Origin of the sequence: Methylobacterium sp. CCH7-A2 (assembly GCF_001557075.1) — a bacterium.
Lineage (GTDB): Bacteria > Pseudomonadota > Alphaproteobacteria > Rhizobiales > Beijerinckiaceae > Allobosea > Allobosea massiliensis.
This window is the reverse complement of the sequence record NZ_LSKN01000302.1, coordinates 38029-58016: the sequence shown is the minus strand read 5'-3', so window position 1 is coordinate 58016 and position 19988 is coordinate 38029. Positions and strand designations below refer to the sequence as shown.

General features: G+C 69.1%; 16 protein-coding genes. 6 read left to right on the top strand and 10 right to left on the bottom strand.

The window, feature by feature from the left end; translation table 11 throughout:
- From AX750_RS23280 to tesB, 4 genes are all read right to left on the bottom strand, one after another.
- Positions 1–1285: DNA translocase FtsK 4TM domain-containing protein (locus AX750_RS23280; protein ID WP_197431912.1), on the bottom strand; the 1285-nt coding region annotated here is incomplete at its 3' end.
- Between the two features lie 196 nt (positions 1286–1481).
- On the bottom strand, positions 1482–2948 hold the full coding sequence (locus AX750_RS23275) for an ammonium transporter (protein ID WP_066734019.1): 1467 nt from the start codon (positions 2946–2948) through the stop codon (positions 1482–1484).
- Positions 2949–2980: 32 nt separating this feature from the next.
- Positions 2981–3319, bottom strand: a complete 339-nt coding sequence (locus tag AX750_RS23270) for a P-II family nitrogen regulator (protein WP_054141588.1) — start codon at positions 3317–3319, stop codon at positions 2981–2983.
- Between the two features lie 237 nt (positions 3320–3556).
- Positions 3557–4426 (bottom strand): acyl-CoA thioesterase II, encoded by an 870-nt coding sequence (gene tesB, locus AX750_RS23265; protein WP_066734026.1) that lies wholly within the window; start codon positions 4424–4426, stop codon positions 3557–3559.
- 142 nt (positions 4427–4568) lie between these two features.
- Between tesB and AX750_RS23260 the strand changes: the two genes are divergently transcribed.
- Positions 4569–5816 carry a ubiquinone biosynthesis hydroxylase gene (locus AX750_RS23260; protein WP_066734020.1) on the top strand — a complete coding sequence of 416 codons (1248 nt, stop codon included), beginning with the start codon at positions 4569–4571 and terminating at the stop codon, positions 5814–5816.
- Between the two features lie 103 nt (positions 5817–5919).
- On the opposite strand, the gene AX750_RS23255 is transcribed toward AX750_RS23260, so the two are convergent.
- Together AX750_RS23255 and AX750_RS23250 are read right to left on the bottom strand one after the other, a co-directional pair.
- Complete coding sequence (locus AX750_RS23255) at positions 5920–6120, bottom strand: Trm112 family protein (protein WP_066734022.1); 201 nt, start codon at positions 6118–6120, stop codon at positions 5920–5922.
- A 26-nt stretch (positions 6121–6146) separates the two neighbouring features.
- The gene (locus tag AX750_RS23250; RefSeq protein WP_067255032.1) at positions 6147–10982 is read right to left on the bottom strand and encodes an NAD-glutamate dehydrogenase; all 4836 of its coding nucleotides are present in this window, start codon (positions 10980–10982) and stop codon (positions 6147–6149) included.
- 173 nt (positions 10983–11155) lie between these two features.
- On the opposite strand from AX750_RS23250, the gene AX750_RS23245 reads away from it, so the two are divergent.
- On the top strand, positions 11156–11704 hold the full coding sequence (locus AX750_RS23245; protein WP_082735121.1) for a peroxidase-related enzyme: 549 nt from the start codon (positions 11156–11158) through the stop codon (positions 11702–11704).
- Positions 11705–12046: 342 nt separating this feature from the next.
- Complete coding sequence (locus AX750_RS23240) at positions 12047–12415, top strand: DUF2794 domain-containing protein (RefSeq protein WP_066735197.1); 369 nt, start codon at positions 12047–12049, stop codon at positions 12413–12415.
- Between the two features lie 9 nt (positions 12416–12424).
- Here AX750_RS23240 and AX750_RS23235 read toward each other — a convergent pair whose 3' ends face one another.
- The 4 genes from AX750_RS23235 to AX750_RS23220 all read right to left on the bottom strand — a co-directional run bounded on the left by AX750_RS23235 (position 12425) and on the right by AX750_RS23220 (position 17383).
- The gene (locus AX750_RS23235) at positions 12425–12961 is read right to left on the bottom strand and encodes a GNAT family N-acetyltransferase (RefSeq protein WP_066735198.1); all 537 of its coding nucleotides are present in this window, start codon (positions 12959–12961) and stop codon (positions 12425–12427) included.
- Positions 12962–13054: 93 nt separating this feature from the next.
- Complete coding sequence (locus tag AX750_RS23230; RefSeq protein ID WP_066735200.1) at positions 13055–13831, bottom strand: Bax inhibitor-1/YccA family protein; 777 nt, start codon at positions 13829–13831, stop codon at positions 13055–13057.
- 218 nt (positions 13832–14049) lie between these two features.
- Positions 14050–16644: an FtsX-like permease family protein gene (locus tag AX750_RS23225; RefSeq protein WP_066735202.1), complete on the bottom strand. Its 2595-nt coding sequence runs from the start codon at positions 16642–16644 to the stop codon at positions 14050–14052.
- Position 16645: 1 nt separating this feature from the next.
- Positions 16646–17383 carry an ABC transporter ATP-binding protein gene (locus AX750_RS23220; RefSeq protein WP_066735205.1) on the bottom strand — a complete coding sequence of 246 codons (738 nt, stop codon included), beginning with the start codon at positions 17381–17383 and terminating at the stop codon, positions 16646–16648.
- 174 nt (positions 17384–17557) lie between these two features.
- Between AX750_RS23220 and AX750_RS23215 the strand changes: the two genes are divergently transcribed.
- From AX750_RS23215 to thpR, 3 genes are all read left to right on the top strand, one after another.
- A complete protein-coding gene (locus tag AX750_RS23215; protein ID WP_066735237.1) occupies positions 17558–18166 on the top strand; it encodes an arylesterase in 609 nt (202 codons plus the stop codon).
- Between the two features lie 99 nt (positions 18167–18265).
- Entirely contained in the window at positions 18266–19321 is a 1056-nt protein-coding gene (locus AX750_RS23210) for an aldo/keto reductase (protein ID WP_066735208.1), read from the top strand.
- Between the two features lie 86 nt (positions 19322–19407).
- Positions 19408–19986 carry an RNA 2',3'-cyclic phosphodiesterase gene (gene thpR / locus AX750_RS23205; protein ID WP_066735211.1) on the top strand — a complete coding sequence of 193 codons (579 nt, stop codon included), beginning with the start codon at positions 19408–19410 and terminating at the stop codon, positions 19984–19986.
- The last annotated feature ends 2 nt before the right edge of the window (positions 19987–19988 follow it).

Genomic DNA, 19988 nt, shown 5'->3' with positions numbered 1-19988 from the left:
TCACCCGCGAGGACTTCGTGCCCGGAGCCGGCTCCAGCTCGTACAGCGTCACCACCGGGCCGGGGCGCACCTGCGTGATCTCGCCGCGCACGCCGAAATCCTCGAGCACGCCCTCGAGCAGCGTCGCGTTCTGTTCGAGCGCGTCGGTCGAGATCGCGTTGGCCGGGAGCTTCCGGGGCTCGGAGAGATAGGTCAGCGGCGGCAGCTCGAATTCGTCGCGGTCGAGCAGCGAGGGCTGCGCCTCGCGCTGGATGCGCTTGCCGGGCTTGGGGCCGGGGGCCGGGGCCGTGACGCGCGGCGCGTTGAGGTCGCGCAGGTCGAGCGGCTCGTCGTCGTCGACATCGAAAGGCCTCTCGTCGACGGGCGCACCGCGCGGTCCGCGCAAGGGCGGCAGCGGCGCCGGCTCGAAGGGTGCTTCGGGACGCAGGCCGGTCCTGCGCGCCGCCCCCTCGTCGAATTGCGGTTCGCGGCGCACGCGGCCGGCCGCGGCCACAGGCTCCAGATGGCCACGGCCGCCGGATGCGCCGGCACCTTGGGCGGCGGCCCTTGGCGGCTGCGGCAGGCGGCGCAGAATCATGCCCCGGATGGCCATGGCGCCATGGGCGAGCCACCCCACCAGGATCACCGCGATGCCGGGCTCGTCGTCGCGGCGGTCTTCCGTTTCCGACCAGGATTCGTCGTCCTCGTCCTCGTCGAGGATCGGGTCCTCGTCGCTGACGAAGCCGAAGCCGGCGGCGGCGGTGACAGCGAGAATGGCGATGCCCGCATAGAGAAAGCCGACGAGCCCGCCGACGGCGTTGCCCGCGATGCCGGCGAGGTTGCGCGTGCCGAAGAGGAGCCCGTCACCGATGACGCCGCCCATGCCGGTCGGCAGCGGCCAGCGCGGCGTCGCGGGCAGGGCGCTGCCGACGGCGGCGGTGGCGGCGATGGCGACGATCCACAGGCCGAGCTTGAGAGCGCCGCGGTCGAAGATGTGAAAGCGGATGAGGCGCAGCGACCAAATCAGCGGCGGGAAGAGCAAAGCCAGGACACCGAGCCCGATCAGCTGCATCAGCAGATCCGCGACCATGGCGCCGGGCCGGCCGAGCCAGTTGGCGACGGCGCCGCTGGTGGCGTTGTTGAGGCTGGGATCGTCGACCGACCAGGTCGCCAGCGACAGGGCCACGGCCGCCATCAGGGCCAGCAGCGCCAGGCCCGTCATCTCGCTGGCGCGGCGCGACAGGAACTCCCGCACCGGATCGGGCAGGCGGTCCATCAGCGAGGAGGAGCGTCGGATCGTACGCATGCGGGGCTGGGCCGTCATTCGGGACTGCGGGCCGCATCGCATCGGCCGTTTCGACCACGTTAGGAAGCCGAGGTTAAGACACGCTTAACCTTGGCGAGATGACCCCGTCGCTGCGTTGCGACCATAAAAAATCCCCGGCGGTCGCCCGCCGGGGATGGTGTCGGGATGGCCGGTCGGCCCGGCCGGGCGCCTGTCCTCAGGCGTGGTAGGCGCGCTCGCCATGCTCGGCGATGTCGAGACCTTCGCGCTCCGCATCGGGGGCGACCCGCAGGCCGACGATGACATCGACGATCTTGAACAGGATCAGCGAGCCGACGCCGCTGAAGACCAGCGTGAACAGCACGGCCTTGACCTGGGCCATGAAGGCGGCGCCGAACTCATAGGTGCCGACCGCCAGTTCGCCGGGCTTCGAGGCATAGTCCGGGATACCGGCGCCGCCGAGATCGACATTGACGAGAATGCCGGTGGCGAGCGCCCCGAGGATGCCACCGACGCAGTGGATGCCGAAGACGTCGAGCGAGTCGTCGTAGCCGAGCGCGTTCTTCACCGTCGAGCAGAAGACGAAGCAGACCGTGCCGGAGACGAGGCCGAGCACGATGCAGCCCATCGGGCCGGCGAAGCCGGCCGCCGGGGTCACGGCGACAAGGCCGGCCACCGCGCCCGAGACCATGCCGAGCATCGAGGGCTTGCCCTTGACGGCCCATTCCACGAACAGCCAGGCGACGGCCGCGGCGGCGGTGGCGACGAAGGTGTTGACCATGGCGAGCGCGGCGGTGCCGTTGGCCTCGAGATTCGAGCCGGCGTTGAAGCCGAACCAGCCCACCCAGAGCAGGGCGCCGCCGATCAGGGTCATGGTCAGCGAGTGCGGGGCCATCAGCTCCTTGCCGTAGCCGATGCGCTTGCCGATCAGGATGCAGCCGACGAGGCCGGCGATGCCCGCATTGATGTGCACCACGGTGCCGCCGGCGAAGTCGAGCGCGCCCCACTTGAAGAGCATGCCGGCATCGGCGTTGACGGCGTCGAGCGCGGCCTGGGCGGCAGCCTTGCCGTCGGCGCCAGCCTCGGCCAGGGCCTTGGCGGCGTTGCCGACCGCATCCGGGCCGCCCCAGTACCAGACCATATGGGCCATCGGGAAGTAGATGAAGGTGACCCAGAGGACGGTGAAGAGCAGCAGCGCCGAGAACTTCATGCGCTCGGCGAAGGCGCCGACGATGAGGGCCGGCGTGATGCAGGCGAAGGTCATCTGGAAGGCCAGATAGACATATTCGGGAATGACGACGCCGTTCGAGAAGGTGGCGACGGTGGTGGTGGCGTCGACGCCACGCAGGAAGGCCTTGGAGAAGCCGCCGACATAGTCGTTCAGGCCGCCGCCATTGGTGAAGGCGAGCGAGTAGCCGAAGACGACCCACATCAGCGCGACGATGCTGACGATCGCGAAGACCTGGGTGAGGACCGAGAGCATGTTCTTGCTGCGGACGAGGCCGCCATAGAACAGGGCGAGGCCCGGGATCGTCATGAGGAAGACCAGAACGGTCGAGCTCATCATGAAGGCGACGTCACCCTTGTTGGGGACGGGGGCGGCGGGCGTCTGGGCCAGCGCGCCGCCGGCGGCGGCGAGCGCCAGCGCGACGAGCCCGACCCGGCTGATGGTCTTGGAATGCATCGTTTGAAACTCCTCGGAAGGATCGCGTGTGATCAGAGGGCGTCGCCGTCGGTCTCGCCGGTGCGGATGCGCACGGCCTTCTCGATCGACGAAACGAAGATCTTGCCGTCGCCGATCTGGCCGGTGCGGGCGGCTGCCGTGATCGCCTCGATCACCTTGCCGACCAGCTCGTCGGACACGGCGACCTCGATCTTGATCTTAGGCAGGAAGCTCACGGCGTATTCGGCGCCACGATAGATCTCGGTATGGCCCTTCTGGCGGCCATAGCCCTTCACCTCGGTCACGGTCAGGCCGTGCACGCCGATGGCGGTGAGCCCGTCGCGCACCTCCTCCAGCTTGAACGGCTTGATGATAGCCATCACGATCTTCATTGCTGGGTTTCCCCGTTTCGCCGCCCGGAAGTCAGCCCCGGCGATCCTGTTGCGCCTCGCGCGCCTGTCATCGCGGCGCGTCGGCGGACGCAATTCAAGGCCCGTGCCAACTGGCGACGAGGGGGCATGGAAACTCGGCATGCAGCGGGAATCGCCGCGCCGGAGTGATTCCGGCGCGGGCAACCTGCCCAGAAATCGAGCGAATGATGAATTTGTGGGCTGTTGCCTAAAACGGCGTCAGACGCGGTCTGGTCGCGGCCGCACCAGGCCTTCCTGGGCCACCGAGGCGACGAGCCGGCCCTGCCGGTCGAACACCAGCCCGCGCGAAAAACCGCGCGCGCCCGAGGCCGAGGGGCTGTCCTGCGCGTAGAGCAGCCAGTCGTCGGCGCGGAAGGGACGATGGAACCAGAGCGCATGGTCGAGGCTCGCGGCCTGGACCTGCGGGTCGAAGACGGTGGTGCCGTGAGCGATCAGGCTCGAATCGAGCAGCATCAGGTCCGAGGCATAGGCCAGCACCGCTTGGTGGGTGGCCGGATCGTCGGGAAGCGGCTGCATCGCCCGGATCCAGACATGGAAGCGCGGCTCCATCGCTTCGCCGGTGCCCGCATAGCGGCGCAGCTCGACCGGCCGGATCTCGATCGGCCGCTCGCGCTGGTAATAGGCGCGCACCGCCTTGGGCATGTTGGGCAGGATATCGCGGCTCATCGCGTCGCGATCGGGCAGGGCCTCCGGCGGAGGGACGTCCGGCATCGGCATCTGGTGGTCGTAGCCCGGCTCCTCGATCTGAAAGGAGGCGGACATGGCGAAGATCGCCTCGCCCTTCTGGATCGCCAGCACGCGCCTTGTCGTGAAGGAGCGGCCGTCGCGCAGGCGGTCTACCTCGTAGATGATCGGGATTTCGGGATCGCCGCCGAGCAGGAAATAGGCGTGCAGCGAATGCGGCTGGCGGCCCTCCACCGTCTTGCAGGCGGCGTAGAGCGACTGCGCGATGACCTGCCCGCCGAAGACGCGCGGCCACCCGACGCGGGGGCTGCGACCCCGGAACAGATTGCGCTCGAGCGGCTCGAGGTCGAGGATCGACATCAGGGAGTCGCTGATCTGGGACATGGAACAGGCTCTGGCGGCGGGCGGGTTGACGGTGAAGCCGGCTTGCGCGCACAGCAGCCGCCGGTTTCGCCGCATCAGCACCGACCCGTCCCGGATCGTCAAGGCGGGAGGGTGGTTCCCCCGCGGCGCCGAGGAGAGTGAGATGAGCGGGCAGACACGGCCGGGCGAGGCGATCGTCATCGCTGGCGGCGGCATTGCCGGGCTTTCGCTGGCGCTGGCGCTGAAACAGGCGCTCGGGGCGGCTTTTGCGGTGATCGTCGCCGACCCAGCCTTCGCCCGAGAGGCCCGCCCGGACACCCGTGCCTATGCGGTCGCGGCCGCGGCGCAGGCGATGCTCGCCTCGCTCGGCATCTGGGAGCGGATCGCGGACGGTGCGCAGGCCATGACCGAGATGGTCGTCTCCGACAGCCGCAGCGGCGATGCGATCCGCCCGGTGTTCCTGACCTTCGACGGCGAGGTCGAGCCCGGGCAGCCCTTCGCCCATATGGTCGGCAGCGGAGCGCTGATCGAGGCGCTGACCGCCGCCTGCCGCGCGGCGGGGGTCGCGTTGCGGGGCGAGGGCGTTACGCGCTTCGACAGCGGCGATGCCGGCGTTGGTGTCGTGTTAGCGGGCGGCGAGACGCTGCGGGCCCGTCTGCTGGTCGCCGCCGACGGCGCCCGGTCCCGGTTGCGCGAGCAGGCCGGCATCGGCTGGGTCGGCTGGGATTACGGCCAGTCGGGGCTGGTGGCGACGATCGGCCATGAGCGGCCGCATGGCGGGCGGGCGGTCGAGCATTTCCTGCCGTCGGGCCCCTTCGCGATCCTGCCGCTGAGCGATGGCGGGCGGCTCGGCCATCGTTCCTCGATGGTCTGGACCGAGCGCAGCGAGAATGTGCCGGCGCTGCTTTCACTGGATGAAGAGGGCATGCTCGCGGAGATCGAGCGGCGCTTCGGGCTCGAACTCGGCGAGATCGCGCTGGAGAGCCCGGTGAGCGCGCATCCGCTCGGCTTCGGCGTGGCGCGCCGCTTCGTCGGCGAGCGCCTGGCCCTGCTCGGCGACGCCGCCCATCTCATCCACCCCATCGCCGGCCAGGGTCTCAATCTCGGGCTCAAGGATGTCGCGGCGCTGGCCGAGGTCATCGTCGATGCCGCGCGTCTCGGGCTCGATCCCGGAACCGCCGACGTGCTGGAGGGCTATGAGCGGGCCCGGCGCTTCGACACGGTGGCGATGGGAGCCGTCACCGACGGGCTCAACCGGCTGTTCTCCAACGACGCGACGCCGTTGCGGCTGGCACGCGATCTGGGGCTCGGGCTGGTCGACCGGCTGCCGGGGCTGAAGCGCTTCTTCATCCGCGAGGCGGCCGGCGTCGCCGGCGCGCCGCCCCGGCTGCTCCGTGGCGAGGCGCTGTGAAGGGGTACGTCATGGTCGGGCTCGATCCGACCATCTCTTTCCGGACGTGATCGGCGTCATTCTCGGGTCTCCGCTGCGCTCCGCCCGAGAATGACGCCGCTCGTTACTCGTCCAGCGGGCGCGCTTCCTCGGGCAGCATGATCGGGATCCCGTCGCGGATCGGGTAGGCGAGCTTCGCCGCGCGGCTGATCAGTTCCTGCTTCGCAGCGTCGTATTCCAGCGTCGCCTTGGTCAGCGGGCAGACGAGAATTTCCAGCAGCTTCGGGTCGATCCGGTTGGCGGTTTCGGTGACGGACTCGGTCATTGCGGGACTTTCGGTTGGGCGGGCGCTCAGGCGCCCTTGCGGGGCAAATCGGCCAGCATGCCGGCGGCGACCATGAGTTTCGGCAGGGAGAGGCCCGACGCCGCGATGGCCTGCACGGTCGAGCGGCTGCGCTCGACATCCGCCCGGCGCGCCTCCTGCCAGGCGTCGAGCCCCATGCCGCCGGCGGCGATCTCACGGGTCAGGCCGGCCTGAGCATCGAACAGCGTCTCGATCGCCCGCTCGCGGGCGAGGCGCTCGTAATCATCCGTCGCCGGTACCGCGGCCGCGGCCGCCGCGAGAGGCGACAGGCCGAAGATCGAATCGACGCCGAAATGGATCGCGGCGACGGAGGCGATGTCGCCGCCTGTCTGGCCGGCGATGTCGACGATTTCGGTCGCCTGGGCCAGTGTCGGCAGGCTGGCGATCCGCGCGGCGAGGTCGGCGGGGACGCCCTCCGCGGTCAGCACGGCGATGCGCGCCTGCCGGGCCTGGGCCTGCACCTCCGGCAACAGCGTCTCGAGCGTCCCGGCCAGGGCGGTGACGCCGGCGCGGTAATGCGAGACCGTCGCCTCGATCGTACCGGGCCTGGCCGCACCCCGGCGCAGGAACCAGCCCATGCGGTCGCGCAGCAGGTCCTGAACGGCGCCGTAGAGCGCGAGCTGGACCTTGCCGGAGAGCTTCGCGTCGAGTGCGTCGATCGCGCCGTTGAGCGAGATCAGGTCGAAGGCGTCGCGCGCCACGGCATAAGCGGCAGCGATGGCGGGGATTTCGGCATGGGTGAGCGCCGAGAGCACCGGTACGAGCGTCGGTCCGCCCCGGTTGACGATGGCATTGGCGAGCTGCGTCGCGACGATCTCGCGCCGCAGCTTGTGGCCGGCGATGTCGCCGGCATAGCGCTCGCGCAGCGCCTGCGGGAAGTACCGGACGAGTTCGCTGTTGAGATAGAGGTCGTCCGGAACCTCGGATTCCAGCAGCGCATCGTGCAGGGCGAGCTTGGCATAGGCCAGCAGCACCGCGAGTTCGGGCCGTGTCAGCGCCTCGCCGCGCTTCTCGCGCTCGGCCAGCACGGCGTCGCTCGGCAGGTACTCGACCGTGCGATCGAGCCGGCCCTGCGCCTCCAGCGTCTGCATCAGATAGCGCAGCCCCGGCGTCGCGCCGGTGCCGCGGGCCTCGGTGAGGGAGAGCGCCAGCGTCTGCAGATAGTTGTTGCGCAGGACGAGCTGGCCGACCTCGTCGGTCATCTCCGCCAGCAGCGCGTTGCGGGCCTCTTCCGGCAGGCGGCCGTCCTTGACCGGTCCGGCGAGGGCGATCTTGATGTTGACCTCGACGTCCGAGGTGTTGACGCCGGCGGAGTTGTCGATCGCGTCGGTATTGAGACGAATGCCGGCGCGGGCGGCCTCGATGCGGCCGCGCTGGGTGACGCCGAGATTGGCGCCCTCGCCGATGACACGGGCGCCGACCTCGCCGCCCGTGATGCGGATCGGGTCGTTGGCGCGGTCGCCGACCTGCGCGTCGCTCTCGTCGGAGGCGCGGATATAGGTGCCGATGCCGCCGAACCAGAGCAGATCGACGCGCGCTTTCAGGATCGCGGTCATCAGTTCGGGCGGGGACACCTCAGCCCTGGACAGGCCGAGCAGAGCCTGCACCGCCGGCGAGAGCGGGATGCTCTTGGCCTGGCGCGAGAAGACGCCGCCACCGGGCGAGATCAGGCTCTTGTCGTAGTCCTGCCAGGAGGAGCGCGGCAGGTCGAACAGGCGCTGGCGCTCGGCCAGCGACTTCGCGGGGTCGGGATCGGGATCGAGGAAGATGTCGCGGTGGTCGAAGGCCGCGACCAGCTTGATCGCCGGGGATAGCAGCATGCCGTTGCCGAAGACGTCGCCCGACATGTCGCCGACGCCCGCGACCGTGAAGGGCGTGGTCTGGATGTCGATGTCGATCTCGCGGAAATGGCGCTTCACCGCCTCCCAGGCGCCGCGGGCGGTGATGCCCATCTTCTTGTGGTCGTAGCCCTGCGAGCCGCCGGAGGCGAAGGCGTCGCCGAGCCAGTGGTGCTTTTCGAGCGAGAGCGCGTTGGCGGTGTCGGAGAAGGTCGCCGTGCCCTTGTCGGCGGCGACGACGAGATAGGGGTCGTCGCCGTCATGGCGCACCGTGTCGGGCGGCGGAATCACCGTCTCGCCGTCGAGATTGTCGGTGAGTTCGAGCAGGGTGCGCACGAAGATGCGGTAGCTCTCGGTGCCTTCGGCGAACCAGGCGGCGCGGTCCGAGGCCGGCGGCAGGTGCTTGGGCACGAAGCCGCCCTTGGCGCCGACGGGCACGATGACCGCGTTCTTGACCTGCTGCGCCTTGACGAGGCCGAGCACCTCGGTGCGGAAATCCTGCGGCCGGTCGGACCAGCGCAGGCCGCCGCGCGCGACCTTGCCGAAGCGCAGATGGATGCCTTCGACGCGCGGCGAATAGACGAAGATCTCGTAGAGCGGACGCGGCAGCGGCAGCGAATCGACCTTCGCGCAGTCGTATTTGATCGAGATCGTGCCGCGCGGCTGCCCGTCGGGGCCGATTTGGAAGAAATTGGTGCGCAACGCGGCGTCGATCAGGTTGACGAGGCGGCGCAGGATGCGGTCCTCGTCGAGGCTGCTGACGGCGTCGAGGGCCGTCTCGATCGCCTTGCGTTCGGCCTCCATCTTCTGCCCGCGATCGCCCTCGCCGAGGCGGGGATCGAATTTCGCGATGAACAGCGCAACCAGCCCGGCGGCGATCGCCGGATGGCGCGCCAGCGCGTCGGCGATGTAGCCCTGGGCGTAGGGCGCGCCGACCTGGCGCAGATAGCGGCCGAGCGCCCGCAGCAGCGAGGCCTCGCGCCAGGCCAGCCCTGCCGCCAGCACGAGCTGGTCGAAGCGGTCCGACTCGGCGAGCCCCCGGAACTGCGCCATCATCGCCGCTTCGAGCGCGGGCCCGAGGCGGGCGACGTCGATCTCGCCGTCGTCGGCGCGCTCCAGCGTCATGTCATGGAGCCAGACGCGGGTGCTGTCGGCGGCTTCGCCGGCGGCCGGCTGCGGCGTGATGTTGTAGGTCCGCTCGTTGACGACGCGGAAGCCCATATTCTCGAGCACGGGCACGCGGGCCGAGAGCGAGATCGCCGTGCCGCGGGAGAAGACCTTGAGGTTGGCGCGCGTCGCCGGGTCGCCCTCGCGACGGTAGAGATCGACCGAGCGCGGCCGCTCGGCGCTCATGCGCTGCAAGACGTCGATGTCGGCCAGCGTCTCGGCGGGCGAGAAGCGGTCGCGATAGGCGGCGCCGAAGGCCTCGGCATAACGCTCCGCCAGCGCGCGAGCGGCGGGGCCCGAGCGCTGCGCGTCGAGCACGTCCTTCAGCCCGTCGCTCCAGGTCCGCACGATCGCCGTGATGCCGGCTTCCAGCGTCGGGCGGTCGATGCGGGGTGTTTTCCCCTCGTCGCGGCCGATGATGTAGTGCGTCCGCGCGAGCGGGCCCTCCGGATAGGCCGGATAGGCGGCCGAGATCCGGCCCTGATAGATGCCCGCCAGGAACTCGCCGACACGACGGCGCACGCGGGTGTCGTAGCGGTCCTTCGGAATGAAGACGAGGATCGAGACGAAGCGGTCGAACTCGTCGACGCGCGCCAGCGCACGGATGCGCGGCCGTTCGGTGAGCTGGAGGATGGCGAGCGCGAAGCTCTCCAGCGTCGCGGCGTCGATCTGGAAGAGCTCGTCGCGCGGATAGGCGTCGAGCACGTTGTAGAGGGCGCGGCCGGAATAGCTCGCCGGATCGAACCCGATGTTCTTGGCGACGCGGGCGACCTTGAGGCGCAGATAGGGGATGGCGAGCGCGCTGCCGGTATAGGCGTTCGAGGTCAGCAGGCCGACGATGCGCAATTCGCCGTCGAGCCGCCCGTCGGGCGTGAACAGCTTGACGCCGACATAGTCGAGATGGACGCGGCGGTGGACCCGGCTCTTGACGTTGGCCTTGGTGATGATGAGCGCCTGCGGCTTGGCCAGGAAGGCGCGAATCTCCGGCGTGACGGTGACCATCTCGCGGTTCTTGCGCAGCACCTTGACCGCAGGATCGCGCAGGATGCCGAGGCCCGAGCCTTCGATCGGATCGGCCGCCGCATCGCCGTTGGGGAAGCGGTAGGCGCGGATGCCGAGCAGGGTGAAGTTGTCGCCGGCGATCCATTCGAGGAACTGCAGCGCCTCGGAGACCTCGTCCTCAGGCAGCGGCGGCGGGTTGGCGCGATAGGCCTGGATCACCTCGGTGATGCGGCCGCGCATCGCGGCCCAGTCCTCCACCGCCAGGCCGACATCGGCATAGACGCGTTCCAGCCCGAGGCGCAGACGGTCGCGCGCCTCGGGCGAATCGATGCGCTCCAGCACGATCTGGATCAGGCTTTCGCGGCGGGTGCCTTCGGGGGCGCGCCCCGTGGCCTCGCCGGCGAGCGAGAGGAAGGCGCCGTCGGCGGCTCGGGCGAGGGCCAGGATCGGATGCGAGACGAGGCGCGGCTCGTAGCCCTGCTCGGCCAGCTCGGCCAGCGTCGAATCGAGCAGGAAGGGCTTGTTCTCGTTGACGACCTCGAGAATCGTGAGCTGGCGCTCGCGCCCCTCTTCGGCATAGGCCTCGTCCCGGAAACGCAGATGGATGGCCTCGGGCAGGCGCGGTGCGCTCAGATGCTCGAAGGCTGCGGCTGCGGAGCGGGCGAGCAGTTCGGGCGGGAGCGCCTCGAGATCCTCGGCGACGGCGCGTCCGTAAAGCAAGCGGGGGAATTCCGGTGGCATGGAACCCGACAGGCCGGAAGCGGCACCCTCGATGGCGGAAACGGCCGCCGCCGCCTGGTTCACGCGCTTGCCCATGGTCCACCCCTGTTCTTTTGCCGCAGCGATGACATAGGCTGGGGCGCCTTTCAATCTCGGCGCAGCGCCGGGATCAGCCTCCCGACGACACGACAGGACCTAGCATGGCGGCCCATCATGACAAATCGAAGCCCGGCGAGACGCCGCCGCGGCAGGGCCTCGACGAACCGGCCATGGCGCTCGACCTGCCGCCGGGCGCGCTCTCGGCCGAGAATCAGGCCTATTTCGACAAGTGCCTGGAAAAGCTGGGTTTCGTGCCGAATGTGCTGGTGGCCTACGCCCATGATGACGCCAAGCTCTCCGCCTTCGCCGCCTTCTACAACGACCTGATGCTGGCGCCGTCGGGGCTGTCGAAGCTGGAGCGCGAGATGATCGCGGTCGCGGTGTCGAGCGTGAACCGCTGCTATTACTGCCTGACCGCCCATGGCGCGGCGGTGCGGCAGCTCTCCCAGGATCCGGTGCTCGGCGAATTGATGGCGATGAATCATCGCGCCGCGGATCTGCCGGCTCGCCATCGGGCGATGCTCGACTTCGCGGTCAAGCTGACGGAGGCGCCGCACCTCGTCGGCGAGGCCGACCGAAAGGGCCTGCGCGAGGCCGGCTTCTCGGAGCGGGACATCTGGGACGTGTCGGCGGTGGCCGCCTTCTTCAACATGTCGAACCGCATGGCGTCCGCGGTCGATATGCGGCCCAATGCCGAGTATCACCGGCAGGCGCGCTGACGCCAAAGAAAAACGGCCGGCGCGAAACGCCAGCCGCTGAGTTGGCCCCGACTGAACTGGCCCGGCCCCGCACGATCCGCGGGGGGCTGGGGGGCTGACAAACCGAAGATCGGCGAAGCCGGGCCGTCGAGGCAACGACGACATCTGACCCAAGCAACAGGGCGGACGCTTGACCCGTTCGCGGCGAAAATGCGGCGGTTCTGACGAAGCCGTGATGGCCCGACCGGCCGTCCCCGGCTTGTGGCGGAGCAGCGGCGATTGCTTGCCAGCACAGCATCTCGGGCGCATCATCCTCCGCCCAGTCTCAAAGCGAGCCCTCGCGGCCGCGAATCGGGAGGCGCCATGAGCGAGAGCGAGACGCCGCAATCGCAGGCGGGAAACGGGGTGATCCCCTTTCCCGCCCCCGCAAAGCCGGCCACCGTCACCTTCGACCGCCGCGAACTGTCCGAACTGCTCAATCTCTACGGGCGCATGGTGGCGGCCGGCGAATGGCGCGACTATGCGATCGACTTTCTCAAGGATCAGGCGCAGTTCTCGGTCTATCGCCGCTCTTCGGAGGTGCCGCTCTATCGGATCGTCAAGGATCCGGCGCTCGCCAAGCGCCAGGGTGCCTATTCGGTCGTCGCGGCGACGGGGCTCGTGCTGAAGCGCGGCGCCGAGCTGTCGCGCGTGCTGCGCGTGCTGGACAAAAAGCTCAGCGTCGTCGGCTGAGGACGCCGCTCAGAGCGAGGGCGGGGTGCGATCCCCCTCGCCGAGATCCTTCTGCATCAGCATCTGGTCGAGCCAGCGGCCGTGCTTGAAGCCGACCTTCTCGGCTACCCCGATCAGGCGGAAGCCGGCGCGTTCATGCAGGCGGCGTGAACCGAGCGAGGCGCCGGTGCCGTCGCCGATCACCGCGATCATCTGGCGAAAGCCGCGGCGGGTACACTCCTGCATCAGCGCGTCGAGCAGCGCGCCACCGACGCCACGGCCCTGGCTGTCCGGGGCGATGTAGATCGAGTTCTCGACGGTCGAGCGATAGGCCGGGCGCGGCCGGTAGGCGCCGGCATAGGCATAGCCCAGCAGGCGGCCTGCCTCCTCGGCGATGAGATAGGGATAGCCGCCGGCGGCGATCGCCTTGAAGCGCCTCAGCATCTCGGCTTCGTCGGGCGGATCGAGTTCCCAGCTCGCGGTGCCGTGCAGGACGGCATGGGCGTAGATCGTCGTGATGGCGGGGATGTCGGCAGCAACGGCCGGGCGGATCGAAGGCGTCGTCATGCGTCGATCATCGCCGCGCCGCGGCAAAAGAAAAGCCCCGGCCTTGCGGCCGGGGCTCGATATTCTGGCATGGCCGCCCGAAGGCGGGCTTGGTCACTCCTGCCTGCTGCCGAAGAGCGAGAGCAGCATCTGGAACATGTTGACGAAGTTCAGGTAGAGCGACAGCGCGCCGTTCACCGAGAGCTTCGCGGCCGATTCCGCGTCCAGATCCGAGTAGAGATACATCTCCTTCAGACGCTGGGTGTCCCAGGCGGTCAGGCCGGCGAAGACCAGCACGCCGATGACCGAGATCGCGAAACCGAGCGCGCTCGAGGCCAGGAAGATGTTGACCAGCGAGGCGATCACCAGGCCGATCAGGCCCATGATCAGGAACGAGCCCATGCCCGATAGCGACTTCTTGGTGGTGTAGCCGAAGAGGCTGAGACCACCGAAGGCCGCCGCCGTGATGAAGAACACGCGCGCGATCGACTCACCGGTGAAGACGATGAAGATCGACGACAGCGAAATGCCCATCACCGCCGCGAAGGCGAAGAACATCGCCCGCGCCGTCGAGGAGCTCATGCTCTCCGCCTTGAAGGAGAAGAAGAGGATGAAGGCGAGCGGCGCCAGCATCACGACCCACTTCAGCGGGCTGAGATAGAGCGCCTGGCCGAGCGGCGTCAGCGCCGTGACCTTGCCCGTGGGCGAGACGCCGGCGATGGCGAGCATCGAGATGCCGATGGCGACGAGGCCGGTGATGGCCAGGCCGATCGTCATGTTGTTGTAGACGCCGAGCATGAACGAGCGCAGGCCCTGATCCATCTCGACGGCGCTGGTCTGCTGTGCGCGGCCGGCACCCCAGACTGGAGCATTGCGGTCGAAGTTGCTCATGGAGCGAGTTTCCCCTGAGGTTGATGTCCGGACCGACACCCCGCGGGCGGGGTCCGGTCGTCGCTCACAACAGTGGCGATGCGCAGAATATGAGGGGGTTGCCCGGCCCTTACAAGGGGGCCTCATGGTTAAACGGCGCGACGCATAGAAACGCGACGGCGCCGCCATGCAAAACGGCGGGCCGTCCATGTTTAGCCAGAGTCGTCACCGGCCAGTCGTCACAAATTGCGCAGGTGAGAAGCCGGCGCTTTCGACAGTATTTGCAGCGTGCCCGTCAACCCGAACAGGACGGTCACACCGATGGCGGCAGTCGCGGCCAGTAATGCGCCGGTCGGGTCACTGACGAATTCGATCTTCATCACTTGGGTGACGACGCCCCAGCCGGCGAGAGCGCCCGCGACAACGCCGAAGAGCGCCGAGACGAGGCCGATGGCGGCGTATTCGAGGGCGTACGACGAAAGTATGAAGCGGCGGGTGGCGCCGAGCGTCTTCAGGATCATGGCGTCGTAGAGTCGCGCCCGCTGTCCGGCGGCAAGCGCACCGCCCAGAACCAGCAGGCTGGCGGCGATGGCGAGGCCGGAGGCGCCGCGAATCGCCAGAGCGAGCTGGGCGACGATGGTGTTCACCGCCTCGAGCGCATCCTTGACGCGCACGGCCGTGACCGAGGGAAATTCGACCGCCAGCCGGCGCAGGAGGGCAGCGTCGGAGGAGGCGCCCGCCGCCGCCGCGCCACCGGCCGGTGTGATCGTCGCGAGATTGGTGTGAGGCGCGCCGGCGAAGGTGTTGGGCGAAAACAGCATCACGAAATTGATGCCGAGCGAGCGCCATTCGATGCTGCGCAGATTGGCGACGCGAGCGGTGATGTTGCGGCCCAGCACGTTGACGGTCAGGCGATCGCCGATCTTGAGGCCGATGCCGGCGGCGATCTGGGCGTCGAACGAGACCAGCGGCTCGCCGCGGTAATCGGCCGGCCACCACTCTCCCGCGGCGAGTTTCGAGCCCTCGGGCAGATCCTGCGCATAGGTGATGCCGCGGTCGCCATCGAGAATCCAGGCCGCCTGCTCGCTGGCCTTGATGTCCTCGGCGCGGACGCCGTTGATGGAGACGATGCGACCCCGCATCATCGGCACGCGGTCGAGGGTCGCGCCGGGGCGCTCCTCGCGCAGCAGCGCATCAAAACGCGCCGATTCGGCATTGGGAATGTCCAGGAAGAAGAAGCTCGGCGCCTTCTGGGGCAGAGCCTGCGTCAATTGCCGCGTCAGGCTCGTATCGATGAAGGCGAGCGCCGAGAGCAGGGCGACGCCCAGCCCGAGCGAGAGTACGAGCGAGGGCGTCAGCGCGCCGGGGCGGTGGCTGTTGGCCAGCGCCATGCGCAGTGCCGGGCTCTTCGGCCGCGGCAGCCGCCGGGCCAGGGCCATCAGGCCCCAGGACACGCCGCGCAGCAGCAGGAAGATGCCCGTCATCACCGCGATGTAGATCAGCGCGATACGCCGGTCATAGGCGAAGAGCAGCGCCACGGCGACGAGCCCGGCCACCGCCGCCAGACAGAGCGCGAGGTAGATCGCGCGCGGGCGGCGCGCATCGGGTTGGATCTGATCGCGGAAGAGCGCCGAGACGGGCACGTCATGGGCCCGGCCGAGCGGCAGGATGGCGAAGACAAGCGCCGTGAGCAGCCCGTAGAGGGCGGCGACGCCGAGTTCGCCCGGCGCCAGCGTCGGCTCGAAGGGCACCGGCAGGACGGAGGTCAGCGCGGCGCCGAGCGCGAAGGGTGCGGCTGCGCCGAGAACGAGGCCGATCGCGGTGCCGAGCGCCGCGACCAGCATCACCTCTGTCAGATGGATCGCGACGACGCGGCCCCCGGTGGCACCGACCGCCTTCATGGTGGCGAAGTCGAGCTTCTTGGCCTCGACGAAGCGGCGCACCGCATTGGCGACGCCGACGCCGCCGACCAGCAGGGCGGTGAGGCCGACCAGCGTCAGGAACTGGGTGAAGCGTTCGAGATTGCGCTGGAAGCCCGGATTCGCGTTGGCGCGGGAGCGGATCTCCCAGCCGGCGTCGCGCTGTTGCGTGCCCGCATCGGCGATCAGGGCGGCGAGATCGGAATCGCTCGAAGCCTGCGGCGGCAGGGCGACGCGGTAGGTCCAGCGCACCAGGCTGCCCGGCTGGAGCAGGCCGGTGGCGCGCAGCGCGTCCTGCGACATCATGAGCCGCGGGCCGAAGCCGACGCCCGCCGCGATCTTGTCGGGCTCCGAGACGAGATTGGCGCGAAGTTGGACGCGCGCCGAGCCGACGAGGATGGTGTCGCCCGGCTTCAGCTCGAGACGGCCGAACAGGACGGGATCGGCGACGGCACCGAAAACGCCGTCACGCGCCGAGAGCAGGTCGGCCAACGGGGCGCTGGGCTCCGTCACAAGCTCGCCAATGGCCGGATAGCTGGCATCGACCGCCTTGATCTCGACGAGCGCCGTGCCCTTGTCGCCGGCATTGGCCATGCCGCGCATGGTGGCGATGGTCGAGACGGTGCCGCGCCCGGTGAGGAAGGCCAGTTCCTGTGGCGTCGCCTCGCGGTGGATCAGCCCGAAGGCCGCGTCGCCGCCGAGAATGCGCCGGCCCTCGCGGGAGAGCCCCTCGGTCAGGCCGCGCGAGGCCGAGGCGACGGCGGCGATCGTCATCACGCCGAGCGCGAGGCAGGCGATGAAGACGCCGAAGCCGCGAAAGCCGCCGCGCAGGTCGCGCCAGGCGAGGCGCAGCGCCAGGGCGACCAGCGGTGCGCCGGCCGGAGAGGCGGGAAGGGGCTTGATCGTGCCGTGCATGTCAGCGCGCCGCCATGTCGGCGGAGGCTTCGGTCTGCGCCGCAGCCTCGATGCGTCCCGCCCGCAGGCGCACCGTGCGGTCGCAGAGCGCGGCCAGCGACAGGTCATGCGTGACGAGGACCAGCGTCGCGCCGCGCTCGCGGCGCAGCGCGAAGATCAGATCGACGATCGAGCGGCCGGTGCTCTCGTCGAGATTGCCGGTCGGTTCGTCCGCAACCAGGATCGCTGGGTCGGGCGCGACGGCGCGGGCGATGGCGACGCGCTGCTGCTCGCCGCCGGAGAGCTGGGCAGGGTAATGGTCCATGCGGTCGCCCAGGCCGACATTGCGCAGTTCGGCCTCGGCGCGGGCGAAGGCATCGCCGATGCCGGCGAGTTCGAGCGGCAAGGCGACGTTCTCGCGCGCCGTCATCGTCGGGACGAGGTGGAAGGACTGGAAGACGATGCCGATATGGCGGCCGCGGAACACGGCGAGGCCGTCCTCATCGAGCGCGCCGAGATCCTGCCCCGCGACCTTGACCATGCCGCGGTCGGGGCGCTCCAGGCCGGCCATCGTCATCAGCAGGGTCGACTTGCCGGAGCCGGAGGGGCCGACGAGTCCGGTCGCCTGCCCGGCGGCCAGTGACAAAGAAACACCCTTGAGGATATGGACGCGGGCGGCCGCACGCCCCAAACTAAGCTCGACATCCCGCAATTCGATCGCCGGCTGATCCGTCGGCGGGACGCGCGTATCGCTCATCATTCCATGATCCTGACTTCGATCTTCATCAGCGACCCTGCTCGCAGCCAAACGCGGTCCGAGCAGGGCCAGCCGCCATGCCGTGCCCCAGAGCCGCGATATGGGCGCCGCCGCGCGCTTGTCCAATCTCTCTGCGCCGCTTTTCTGCTCTGTCTCTCCCTGCTGCCGGTCGCGACCATGGCCCAGACACCGCCCCCGAGCCCCGGTTCCGCTCCGGAGCGCACGCTGAAACTGGTCGCTCTCGGCGACAGTCTGACCGCCGGCTACAATCTGCCGGCCAGTGCCGCCTTCCCGCCGGTGCTGGAGCAGGCGCTGCGGGCCAAGGGCCATGCTGTCGAGATCGTGAACGCCGGCGTCTCCGGCGACACCGTCCAGGGCGGGCTCGATCGGCTCGACTGGTCGGTGCCGGATGGCACCGACGGCGTCATCCTCGAACTCGGTGCCAATGACGCGTTGCGCGGGCTCGATCCGGCGGTGACGCGCAAGGGTCTCGAGGCGATCATCACGCGACTGAAGGCGCGCGGCATCCCGGTGCTGCTCGCGGGCATGTACGCCCCGCGCAATCTCGGCACGGAGTATGCTACCCGCTTCGACAGCATCTATCCCGATCTCGCGAAGGCGCACGGGCTGGTGCTGTACCCGTTCTTCCTCGAAGGGATCGCCGGCGACCGCGCGCTCAACCAGCCCGACCTGCTCCACCCCACGGCCGAGGGCGTTCGCGTCATCGTCCGCAACATCCTGCCCACGGTCGAGCGCTTCCTCGCGACGCTGCCGGCCAAAGGCTGATCGTCCCCTCCCGATCTTTCCGGGCGGTCTTCACCGTCCGGAGCGTCGCACCCCGCTCTTTTTGTACCTTTCGCCCGTTCTTTCCGGAGTGACTTCGTCATGGACTATCGTCGTCTCGGCCGCACCGATCTCAAGGTCTCGGTGATCTGCCTCGGAACCATGACCTGGGGCGAGCAGAACACGGAGGCCGAGGGGCATGCGCAGATGGACTACGCGCTCGACCAGGGCGTGAACTTCTTCGACACGGCGGAACTCTACTCGATCCCGCCCAAGGCGGAGACGCAAGGGTCCACCGAGCGCATCATCGGCAACTGGTTCAAGGCGCGCGGCAACCGTGACAAGGTGATCCTCGCCTCCAAGGTCTGCGGGCGCGGCGGCAACACCTGGTTCCGCGACGACAAGAGCCCGACGCGTGTCACGCGCAAGCAGATCCGCGAGGCGGTCGAGAAGAGCCTGCAGCGGCTGCAGACGGACTATATCGACCTCTACCAGATCCATTTTCCCGAGCGGCCGATGCCCTGGGGCTCGAACCCGACGCGCTTCTCCAAGGCCGCCTTCGAGCGCCCCGCCGATGAGACGCCGATCGCCGAGCAGCTCGACGCCTTCGCGGAGATCGTGAAGGAGGGCAAGATCCGCCATCTCGGCCTCTCCAACGAGAGCGCCTGGGGCACGATGAGCTTCGTGCGCGACGCCGAGACGCGTGGCGGGCCGCGCGTGCAGTCGATCCAGAATGCCTACAACCTGCTCAACCGCACCTTCGAGACGGCGCTGGCCGAGATCGCGATCCGGGAGGATGTCGGGCTGCTCGCCTATTCGCCGCTCGGCCAGGGGTTCCTGACCGGAAAGTATCTCGACGGGGCGCGGCCGGCCGGCGCGCGCACGACGCTGTTCGACCGCGGCCAGCGCTACCAGACGCCGGGCGCGGAGGATGCGATCAAGCGTTACATCGCCCTGGCGCGGGAGCATGGACTCGATCCGGCGCAGATGGCGCTGGCTTTCGTCAACTCGCGTGCCTTCGTCACCGCCAACATCATCGGCGCGACCTCGATGGAGCAACTCAGGACCGACATCGCCTCGATCGACGTCACGCTGTCGCCGGAGCTCGAGGCGGGAATCGACGCGATCCACCAGCTCGTCGGCAATCCCTGCCCCTGAGACGCCTCAAGGGCGCTGCCCTGTCGGGCAGCGCCTGCCCGGCATTTCGTCTCGCCAGAGTCACAAAAAACTGGCACTGATTCGGCATGCCGAGGCTGTTCACAGCGCTTGAGATTCCCGCCGAGGTCGCTGCGGCGCTCACGCCCCATCGGGGCGGCCTATCCGGGGCGCGCTGGATCGATCCACCGGATTACCACATCACCCTGCGCTTCCTGGGCGATGTCGACCGGCGCACGGCCAATGATGTCGATGCTTTTCTGGGCGACATCCAGTCCTATCCCTTCGAGGTCACGCTGGACGCGCTCGGCACGTTCGGCGGGGACAAGCCGCGTGCGGTCTATGCGCGGGTCCAGCCGACGCCGCGGCTGACCGAACTCCAGGCCGATCTCGAGCGGCTGATGCGGCGCCTCGGCCTGCCGGCGGAGGGCCGCAAATTCGTGCCGCATGTGACGCTGGCGCGGCTGCGGGACACCTCCCCGCTCGACGTCGCGCATTTTCTCAGCCTGCACCCGATCGTGCGGCCGATCAGCTTCACGGCGCGGCGTCTCGCCCTGATGTCGTCGCGCGATTCGGTCGGCGGCGGGCCCTATGTGCTGGAGGCGGCCTATCCGCTCGGCCCGTCCTATCCGAACCGGCCGATGCGGGGGGATCATCAGCGGAGATGACC